This window comes from Streptomyces hainanensis (assembly GCF_004348415.1).
Lineage (GTDB): Bacteria > Actinomycetota > Actinomycetes > Streptomycetales > Streptomycetaceae > Streptomyces > Streptomyces hainanensis.
The window spans coordinates 18231-27127 of the sequence record NZ_SMKI01000035.1 but is presented as its reverse complement, the minus strand read 5'-3'; the positions used below and the strand labels follow the sequence as shown (position 1 = coordinate 27127).

Below are 8897 nucleotides of genomic sequence, written 5' to 3'. Positions count from 1 at the left end.
GGCTGGGGCGGTGGCTCCGGCGGTGGCTACTCGGACGAGCCGCCTTTCTGACGGCGCGCCGGGCGGCGTCCACCCAGGTCGCCGGCCGGCTCACCCCACACTTCTTTTGAACTCACCGGAGAAACAGCATGGCGAAGCCGCCCCCGCGCAAGCCCAAGAAGAAGGTCTGCGTGTTCTGCAAGGAGAAGATCTCCTACGTCGACTACAAGGACACCAATCTGCTGCGGAAGTTCATCTCCGACCGCGGCAAGATCCGTGCCCGCCGGGTCACCGGCAACTGCACCCAGCACCAGCGTGACGTCGCCACGGCCGTGAAGAACAGCCGCGAGATGGCGCTGCTGCCCTACACCTCGACCGCGCGCTAAGGGAAGGGTGGTTCTGACCCCATGAAGATCATCCTGACCAGCGAGGTCTCCGGCCTCGGTACGGCCGGCGACGTCGTCGAGGTGAAGGACGGGTACGCCCGTAACTACCTGCTGCCCCGCGGTGCCGCCATCCGGTGGACCAAGGGCGGCCAGAAGGACGTCGAGCAGATCCGTCGCGGTCGCAAGATCCGTGAGATCGCCTCGATCGAGCAGGCCAACGACGTGAAGGCCCAGCTCGAGGGCGTCACCGTCCGGCTGAAGGTCCGGGCCGGCACCGGCGGTCGCCTGTTCGGCTCCGTCACCCCGGCGGACATCGTCTCCGCGGTGAAGGCCGCCGGCGGTCCCGACGTGGACAAGCGCCGGATCGAGCTCAGCACGCCGATCAAGAGCCTGGGCTCGCACCGGATCTCGATCCGGCTGCACCCCGAGGTCGTCGCCAACGTCGGCCTCAACGTGGACGCCGGCAAGTAGGGCGTTCGCCGATCGGCCCTCGGCCGCGGCCCTCCCGGTTCACGCCGGGCGGGTCGCGGCCGTTCGCGTCCCCGGGGGCGCACGGCGCCGTTCAGGCGCGCACGGCGCCGGTGACGGCCCAGCGGCCGGTTCTGGCCCGTGGCAGCAGGGTGAGGAGCCGGGTGCCCATCATCAGCCCGGCCAGCGTCCACCACAGCGCGGTGAGGCCGCCGCCGAGCTCGGGGACGAGCAGCGCGGCCGGGGTGAACACGGCGAGGGTGAACAGCATGGCCACGGCCAGGTAGGTGCCGTCGCCGGCGCCCATCAGCACCCCGTCGAGGACGAAGACGACGCCCGCGACGGGCTGGGTGACGGCGACCACGAGCAGCACCGGGAGCAGCCGCTCGTGCACGGCCTCGTCGCCGGTGAAGAGCCGGGGCAGCAGGGGGCTGGCGGCGGCGAGCAGCACGCCCATGACGACGCCGGAGACGACGCCCCACCAGATCATCCGGCGGCAGGCCGACCGGGCGCCCGCCGCGTCGTCGGCGCCCAGGTAGCGGCCGATGATGGCCTGGCCCGCGATGGCGACGGCGTCCAGCGCCAGTGCCAGCAGGGTCCAGACGGTCAGGGTGATCTGGTGGGCCGCCACGTCGACGTCGCCGAACCGGGCGGCGACGGCGGTGGCGATCAGCAGCACGCCGCGCAGCGAGAGGGTGCGGATCAGCAGCGGGACGCCGGCGCGGGCGCTGGCGAGGACGCCGGCGGCGCTGGGGCGCAGCCGGGCGCCGTGCGCGCGGGCGCCGCGGAGCACCACGCGGAGGTAGGCGGCGGCCATGGCGCACTGGGCGAGGACGGTGCCCCAGGCGGAGCCGGCGACGCCGAAGCCCAGGCCGTAGATCAGCAGGGCGTTGAGGGCGATGTTGGCGGCGAAGCCGGCGACGGCGACGTAGAGCGGGGTCCTGGTGTCCTGGAAGCCGCGGAGTACGCCGGTGGCGGCGAGGACGATCAGCATGGCGGGCAGGCCGACGGCGCTGACCCGCAGGTAGGTGACGGCGTGCGGGGCGGCCGTCAGGGCGCCGGGTCCGCCGGGTGCGGCGCCAGCAACGGCAGCAACGGCAGGAGCGGCCGACGCCCACTCCCGGTGGCGGTCAGCGCCGCCAGGCGCGTCTCGCAGAGGGACGCCAGCACCCCGTACGCCTCCTTGCCCATCATCTCCGTCAGCTCGGGCCGGTACGTCACGTACACCGGCTCCGCCGCCCCGTGCGCGGCCGGCGCGCCGGTGCACCACCAGTGCAGGTCGTGGCCGCCGGGGCCCCAGCCGCGGCGGTCGTACTCGCCGATCGAGACGACCAGCACCTGTTCGCCGTCCGGCCGGTCGACCCAGTCGTAGGTGCGCCGCACCGGCAGCTGCCAGCACACGTCGGGCTTGGTCTCCAGCGGTTCCCGCCCCTCCCGCAGGGCCAGCGTGTGCAGCGCGCACCCCTCGCCGCCCGCGAAGCCCGGCCGGTTCAGGAAGACGCAGGCGCCGTCGAGCCGCCGGGTGCGGCGCTCGCCGTCCTCTTCCTCGACCCAGCCGTCGGCCGAGGTGCCCTCGGCGTGGAACTGCCACGTCTCGGGTGTCAGCCGCGCCATGTGCTCGCCGACCCGCCGTTCGTCGTCCTCGTCGGAGAAGTGCGCGCCGAGCGTGCAGCAGCCGTCCGAGGCGCGGCCGACCTGGATGCCCTGGCAGCCCTGGCCGAAGACGCAGTGCCACCGGGAGGTGAGCCACGTCAGGTCGCAGCGGTACACCTGCTCGGGGTCGGTCGGGTCGGGAAACTCGACCCAGGCCCTGGGGTGGTCGAGGTCGACCTCGTCCCCCGCCGCACGCCGTCGCGCTCCGTCGAGCTGCTTGAGCTTCTTGACGGATGTGCCCGGCTTCGCCCTCTTCGTCTTAGCCACACACTCAGGGTAAGGGGGACGGTAGCGTTGACCTCCATGAGGCTCGGTGTTCTCGACGTCGGTTCCAACACGGTTCACCTTCTGGTGGTTGACGCGCATCCCGGTGCGCGGCCGCTGCCCGCCTACTCCCACAAGACCGAGTTGCGGCTGGCCGAACTGCTCGACGCGCGCGGCGCGATCGGCCTGGACGGCGTCGACCGGCTGGTGACGACGGTCCGGGAAGCGCTGGAGGTCGCGGAGGACCAGGGGGTCGCGGACCTGTTGCCGTTCGCCACGTCGGCGGTGCGGGAGGCCAGCAACGCGGACTCGGTGCTGGCCAGGGTCGCGGACGAGACGGGCGTGGCGCTCCAGGTGCTCTCCGGCGCCGACGAGGCGCGGTTGACGTTCCTGGCGGCCCGCCGTTGGCTCGGCTGGTCGGCGGGGCGGCTGTTGATGTTCGACATCGGTGGCGGCTCGTTGGAGATCGCGTTGGGCCTGGACGAGGAGCCGGACGCGGCGGTCTCGTTGCCGCTCGGCGCGGGGCGGCTGACGTCGGCCAGGCTGCCAGGCGACCCGCCGTCCGCCGCGGACGTGCGGGCGCTGCGGCGTGACGTGCGGTCGCAAGTGGCCCGGGTGGTCGGGGACTTCACTCGTTTCGGGGCGGCGGACCGGGTGGTGGCGACGTCCAAGACCTTCAAGCAGTTGGCCAGGATCGCCGGCGCCGCCCGCACCTCCGAGGGGCTCTACGTGCGACGCGACCTCAGCCGCGCCGACCTGCGGACCTGGGGGCAGAAGCTGGCCGAGCTGCCGGTCCGGGAGCGGCAGCAGCTGCCCGGCGTCTCCGAGGGCCGGGCCAGGCAGCTGCTGGCCGGCGCGGTGGTGGCCGAGGCGGCGCTCGACCTGTTCGGGGTGGAGTCCGTGGAGATCTGCCCCTGGGCGCTCCGCGAGGGCGTCATCCTCCGCCGCCTCGACCGCATGCGCGACGGCGGCCGCTGACGCCGCGGCGCCGTCCCGCACCCCGCACGGCGCATCCCGCACGGCGCGTACCCGTCCCGTGGTCGGGCGACGGCGTGACGGCCACGTCGCTCAGTCCGTGCGCCGCCGCAGCGTGGCCGCGCCCAGCGCGAGGACGGCGAGCGCGCTGCCCGCGACCACCACGACGTCCCGCACGTAGTCGCCCGTGATGTCCTGGTGGCGCAGGACCTGCGTCATGCCGTCCACCGAGTAGGACATCGGCAGCACGTGGGAGACGGCCTCCAGTACGGGCTGCATGCTGTCCCGCGGCGCGAAGAGCCCGCAGAGCAGGAGCTGGGGGAAGATCACGGCCGGCATGAACTGCACGGCCTGGAACTCGGAGGCCGCGAAGGCCGAGACGAAGAGTCCGAGCGCGGTGCCGAGCAGCGCGTTCAGCAGGGCGACCAGGAGCAGCAGCCAGGGGGAGCCGGCGATGTCGAGGCCGAGCAGCCAGAGGGCGACGCCGGTGGCCAGCGTGGCCTGCAGCACGGCGAAGGCGCCGAAGGCGAGCGCGTAGCCGGCGACCAGGTCGGCCTTGCCGAGCGGCATGGTCATCAGCCGTTCCAGGGTGCCGGAGGTGCGCTCGCGCAGCGTGGCGATCGAGGTGACCAGGAACATCGTCACCATCGGGAAGATGCCGAGCAGGGAGCTGCCGATGGCGTCGAACGAGGTGCGGTCGGCGTCGAAGACGTAGTACAGGAGCACCAGCAGCCCCACCGGCACCAGCAGCAACAGGGCGAGGGTGCGCGGGTCGTGGGCCAGCTGGCGGAGCACGCGGCGGGCGGTGGCCAGGCTCCTGGCCGGGCTGAGGACGGCGTTCACACCGACTCCCCCGCTCGCGCGGCCGAGTCGTCGGCGTCCCCGGCGTCGTCCGCGTCGTCCGCGTCGTCGACCAGGCGCAGGAACGCTTCTTCAACGGTGTCGGCGCCGGTGCGCCGGCGCAGTTCGGCCGGGGTGCCGTCGGCCAGCAGTCGGCCGGCGCGCATCAGCAGCAGCCGTTCGCAGCGGTCGGCCTCGTCCATCACGTGCGAGGAGATCAGCAGCGTGACCCCGTGCTGGCCGGCGAGCCGGTGGAACAGCTCCCACAGGCCGCGCCGCAGGACCGGGTCGAGGCCGACGGTGGGCTCGTCGAGCACCAGCAGCTCGGGGGAGCCCAGCAGCGCGACGGCGAGCGAGGCGCGGGAGCGCTGGCCGCCGGAGAGGTCGGCGGCGAGGGCCCCGGCGTGCGAGGTGAGGTCGACGTCGGCCAGCGCCGCGTCCACCCTCCCCCGGCTAACAGCCCCCAGCCTGGCGGCTGGGAGGTGCCCCCAGGGAGGTGCCCCCATCGCCGGGTCGGCGCGCGGCACGCCGAGGACGGCCGCGTAGTACTCGAGGTTCTGCCGGACGGTGAGGTCCAGGTAGACGGACGGCGCCTGGGTGACATAGCCGATCAGCGGCCGGAGCGCGGGGCTGCCGGCCGGGCGGCCCAGCACCTCCAGGGTGCCGGTGGCCCTGGCCTGGATCCCGGCTATCGCGCGCATCAGCGTCGTCTTGCCGCAGCCGGACGGGCCGAGCAGGCCGGTGACGCCGCCGCGCCGCACGGTGAAGTCGAGGCCCTTGAGCACCTGGACGCGACCACGGGTGACGCGCAGGTCGTGCGCCCGCACGCTCACGGGGTCGAGGGAGCTTTTATTCATCACGCGATGAATAAAAGCGCGCGGAGCGGCTCCGGTCAAGTCCCGCCGTCGTACCCGGCACGTAGGCTTGGCGCCGTGGCACAACGCGCGGCAGATCAGGGACCGGCGGCGAAGGTGGGGCTCTCCACCGCGTCCGTCTATCCGGAGAACACCGAGGCGGCCTTCGAGATAGCCGGTCGGCTCGGGTACGACGGGGTCGAGGTCATGGTGTGGACGGACCCGGTCAGCCAGGACCTCGACGCGCTGCGTCGCCTCTCCGACCAGCACGGGGTGGCGATCCTCGCCGTGCACGCGCCCTGCCTGCTGGTGACCCAGCGGGTCTGGACCACCGACCCGTGGACCAAGCTCACCCGCGCCAGGGCGGCCGCCGAGCGGCTCGGGGCCGACACCGTCGTGGTGCACCCGCCCTTCCGGTGGCAGCGCCACTACGCGCGCGACTTCGTCCGCGGCATCCGGCGCCTGCGGGAGGAGACGGACGTCACGTTCGCCGTCGAGAACATGTACCCCTGGCGCTACCGGGACCGCGAGATGCTCGCGTACGCCCCCGGCTGGGACCCGACCGACGAGGACTTCCCGCACTTCACGCTCGACCTCTCGCACACCGCCACGTCCCGCAGCGACGCGCTGGCCATGGCCGACCGGATGGGCGACCGGCTCGGCCACGTGCACATCGCGGACGGCACGGGTTCCGGCAAGGACGAGCACCTGGTGCCGGGGCGCGGCGGCCAACCGTGCGCGCTGCTGCTCCAGCGGCTCGCGGCGATGGGCTACGCGGGGCACGTGATCGCGGAGATCAACACCCGCCGGGCCACCTCGGCCGAGGAGCGCGCGGCCGACCTGGCCGAGGCGTTGGCCTTCACGCGCCGCCACCTCACGGCGCCTGCCGGTCCTGCCAGCCCGGTCGCGCCCGCCAGGACGTCCCCGTGACGTCGGGCGCCACGCCCGCGCCGGCCGGCCGCCGGCGCGGGCGGCCCAGGCGTGCCGAGGCGGCGGGCGGCGGGCCTGCCACCCGGGACCGGATCCTGGCGGCGGCCCGCGCCGAGTTCGCCGAGCGCGGCTACGACGCGGCCTCGATCCGGGGTATCGCGCGCGTCGCCGAGGTGGACCAGGCGCTGGTGCACCACTACTTCGGCACCAAGGAGCAGGTCTTCGGCGCCGCGGTGGCCGCCGCCGCGGCGCCGGCCACGGACAACCTGTCGCTGCGGCCCGACGTGCCGCCCGAGCAGCTGGGGCAGTGGCTCACCGGCGTCTTCTTCCGGGTCTGGGAGAACCCGGTGACCCGCGCCCCGATACTGGCCATCGCCCGCTCGGCCATCACCAACGACACGGCGGCCGGCATCTTCCGCACGTTCATAGCCGGCCAGCTGGTCGGGCGGATCACCGAGCGCCTCGACGCGCCGGACGCCCGGCTGCGCGCCGAGCTGGCGGCGGCACAGCTGGTGGGCGTGATGATGCTGCGGTACATCCTCCGCGTCGAGCCGCTGGCCAGCGCGGACGCCGAGGAGCTGGTCGCCCGCCTGGTGCCGGCCGTGCAGCACCATCTGACGGGCCCGCCACCGGGCTGACGGGTTCACTGCCCGGGGGTGGGCTCCCCGGCCGGTGGTTCGCCAGGATCCGCCGGGTCCTCCGGGCCGTCCGGGTTCTCGGGATCCCCCGGGTCCTCGGGTGACGGCGTGGGCGGCGGCTCGCTGGTCGGCGGCTCGGGGGCGCCGTCGCCCTCGACGGTGATCACGGCCGCCGCCGGGTCGACGGTGATGCGGCCCTGCCAGGGCCCGGCCGGCTCGCGGTCCCGGTCGATGGTCACCTCGACGACCGCCGACTCACCGGGGCGCAGGGTGCCGGCGGTGCGGTCCAACACGAGCCAGCCGGCGTCGGTGGCCGCCGACCAGCTGACGGGCGCGTCGCCGGTGGCGGTCAGGGTGATCCGGGTGCCGACGTCGCTGGGCACCGCGTCGACGGTGAGCCGGCCCCGCCCGGTGGGCGACGAGGGCTCCTCGCCCGCTCCGGCGCCCGGGTCCTCGTCCGCGTGCCCCGAGCGGTCGGGCGTCGTGCCCTCGGCCGGTTCGGCGGGCGGGCCGGGCTCCGCCGGCTCGGCCACGCCGCCCGGGGCGGAGCCGTCCCCGGGGTCGGGGTCGGGTTCGCGGCTGAAGGCCACGCCGTCCTCGGCGGTGGCCGCGGTGCCCTCCACGTCGCCCGGCTCGCCGACCTCGGGCGCCGAGCGGTAGGCGGCCCACAGTGCCAGCAGCGGCGCGGCCAGCACGGTGGCCACCACCGTGGTCGTGACGACGCGGCCGCGCAGCCGCTCGCGGCGGGCCGCCCGGTCCCGCTCCTCCACCGGGAAGCCGGCCCGGTCGTAGCGCGGCGCGTGCTGGGCGCGGGCCCGGTGGATCGCGAGCCGCGCGGCCCGGACGGCACCCCGTGGCGCGGCGAGCACCGCGAGCCGGCCGGCGCGGCGCGGCGAGGTGCCGGGCCAGCCGACGCCGGCCATCGCCCGCTGCGCCACCAGCCGGCAGGACGGGCACTCGTCGACGTGCCGCACCAGCTCCCGGCGCAGCCCGGGGCCGAGGAGCAGCATCCGGTCGTCGCCGGAGAGCGCGGCGACGGCCGGGCAGCCGGCCGCGTCGACGGCGGCCAGCGCCGCCCTGGTGCGCTCCACCTCGCAGGCGGCGGTGGTCAGCAGGGCGTGGGCGGCGGAGGCGGTGAGCCGGAGGACTCGGGCGACCTCGGCCACCGAGAGCTGGTGGCGGACCACCAGCTCCAGGGCCTCGCGCTGCTCGGTGGTGGTGCCGGCGGCCTCCGGCCAGGCGAGCGAGGCGAGTTCGCGGCGGCGACGCCTGCCCTCCTCGTCGTCGCCGACGGCGCGCGGCCCGGCGGCGGCCGGCCCGGCGTGCCGGTCGGCGGCCAGCCGGCGCACGCAGACCCAGCGGGCGAGGGCGTAGAGCCAGGGGCGCTGGAGCTCGGGCGCGGCGGGGCGGCGGCCGCGGCCGTGTCGGCGCTCGGCGAGCGCCAACGTTTCGCCGAGCGCGGCGGTGGCGGCGTCGTGCTCGCACATGATGGACAGGCAGTAGGTGAACAGGCCGTCGAGATAGGCCTCGTCGTAGGCGCGGCCGGCCGGCCGCGCGGTGGCCGCGCGGCCGCCGCCGCGCGCCGCCCGCCGCCGCCCGGGACCGGGCGGGGCGCCCCGGCGGTCCGCCTGCGGGTGCGCGACGCCGTGCGGTTCGGCGCCCAGGGGTTCGGTGCCCCGGGATTCGGCGTCCTGGGGTTCGGCGTCCTGGCGCGGTGGGCGATCCTGGCGCGGCTGCCGGACGGGCGCGGCGCGGTGCGCGCCGGTGCGCGCCATGCGGCGGGGCGCGCCTTCGAGCCGGTGGGCCGGCAGGCCGTCCCGGCGTTCGCGGCTACGGGTCGTCACCCAGCGACCGTAGGCGCCCGGCGGGCACCTACCCCGCCACCCGCGCGAGGTTCGCCCCATCGGGTG

At 75.4% G+C, this 8897-nt stretch carries 9 protein-coding genes and 1 pseudogene; 5 read left to right on the top strand and 5 right to left on the bottom strand.

The window, feature by feature from the left end:
• The first annotated feature begins 128 nt into the window (after positions 1-128).
• Together rpsR and rplI are read left to right on the top strand one after the other, a co-directional pair.
• On the top strand, positions 129-365 hold the full coding sequence (gene rpsR / locus E1283_RS05380; RefSeq protein ID WP_018838794.1) for a 30S ribosomal protein S18: 237 nt from the start codon (positions 129-131) through the stop codon (positions 363-365).
• Between the two features lie 21 nt (positions 366-386).
• The gene (rplI, locus tag E1283_RS05375) at positions 387-836 is read left to right on the top strand and encodes a 50S ribosomal protein L9 (protein WP_132816709.1); all 450 of its coding nucleotides are present in this window, start codon (positions 387-389) and stop codon (positions 834-836) included.
• 91 nt (positions 837-927) lie between these two features.
• Here rplI and E1283_RS05370 read toward each other — a convergent pair.
• Positions 928-1950: pseudogene (locus tag E1283_RS05370) on the bottom strand (MATE family efflux transporter); the annotation flags it as partial.
• Complete coding sequence (locus tag E1283_RS38555) at positions 1884-2753, bottom strand: DUF3109 family protein (RefSeq protein ID WP_243744608.1); 870 nt, start codon at positions 2751-2753, stop codon at positions 1884-1886. The gene E1283_RS38555 and the pseudogene E1283_RS05370, both read right to left, overlap by 67 nt.
• 36 nt (positions 2754-2789) lie before the next feature.
• On the opposite strand from E1283_RS38555, the gene E1283_RS05365 reads away from it, so the two are divergent.
• Positions 2790-3728: a Ppx/GppA family phosphatase gene (locus tag E1283_RS05365; RefSeq protein ID WP_132816707.1), complete on the top strand. Its 939-nt coding sequence runs from the start codon at positions 2790-2792 to the stop codon at positions 3726-3728.
• A 90-nt stretch (positions 3729-3818) separates the two neighbouring features.
• On the opposite strand, the gene E1283_RS05360 is transcribed toward E1283_RS05365, so the two are convergent.
• Positions 3819-4568: an ABC transporter permease gene (locus E1283_RS05360; protein WP_132816706.1), complete on the bottom strand. Its 750-nt coding sequence runs from the start codon at positions 4566-4568 to the stop codon at positions 3819-3821.
• Positions 4565-5422, bottom strand: coding sequence for an ABC transporter ATP-binding protein (locus tag E1283_RS05355; RefSeq protein WP_132816705.1), 858 nt, complete (start codon positions 5420-5422; stop codon positions 4565-4567). The genes E1283_RS05360 and E1283_RS05355 overlap by 4 nt, the downstream gene beginning before the upstream one ends.
• A gap of 75 nt (positions 5423-5497) precedes the next feature.
• On the opposite strand from E1283_RS05355, the gene E1283_RS05350 reads away from it, so the two are divergent.
• Positions 5498-6349, top strand: coding sequence for a sugar phosphate isomerase/epimerase family protein (locus E1283_RS05350; protein ID WP_243744607.1), 852 nt, complete (start codon positions 5498-5500; stop codon positions 6347-6349).
• Complete coding sequence (locus E1283_RS05345) at positions 6346-6987, top strand: TetR/AcrR family transcriptional regulator (RefSeq protein WP_132816703.1); 642 nt, start codon at positions 6346-6348, stop codon at positions 6985-6987. The genes E1283_RS05350 and E1283_RS05345 overlap by 4 nt, the downstream gene beginning before the upstream one ends.
• Before the next feature lie 5 nt (positions 6988-6992).
• Here the strand turns inward: E1283_RS05345 and E1283_RS05340 are convergent, their stop codons facing one another.
• Positions 6993-8831, bottom strand: a complete 1839-nt coding sequence (locus tag E1283_RS05340; RefSeq protein ID WP_243744606.1) for a BACON domain-containing protein — start codon at positions 8829-8831, stop codon at positions 6993-6995.
• Positions 8832-8897 lie beyond the last annotated feature (66 nt).

Excerpts from the sequence above, each read along its gene's own strand:
- E1283_RS05365 (WP_132816707.1), top strand. The coding sequence starts at position 2,790 with ATGAGGCTCGGTGTTCTCGACGTCGGTTCCAACACGGTTCACCTTCTG.
- rpsR (WP_018838794.1), top strand. The coding sequence starts at position 129 with ATGGCGAAGCCGCCCCCGCGCAAGCCCAAGAAGAAGGTCTGCGTGTTC.
- E1283_RS05355 (WP_132816705.1), bottom strand. The coding sequence starts at position 5,422 with ATGAATAAAAGCTCCCTCGACCCCGTGAGCGTGCGGGCGCACGACCTG.
- rplI (WP_132816709.1), top strand. The coding sequence starts at position 387 with ATGAAGATCATCCTGACCAGCGAGGTCTCCGGCCTCGGTACGGCCGGC.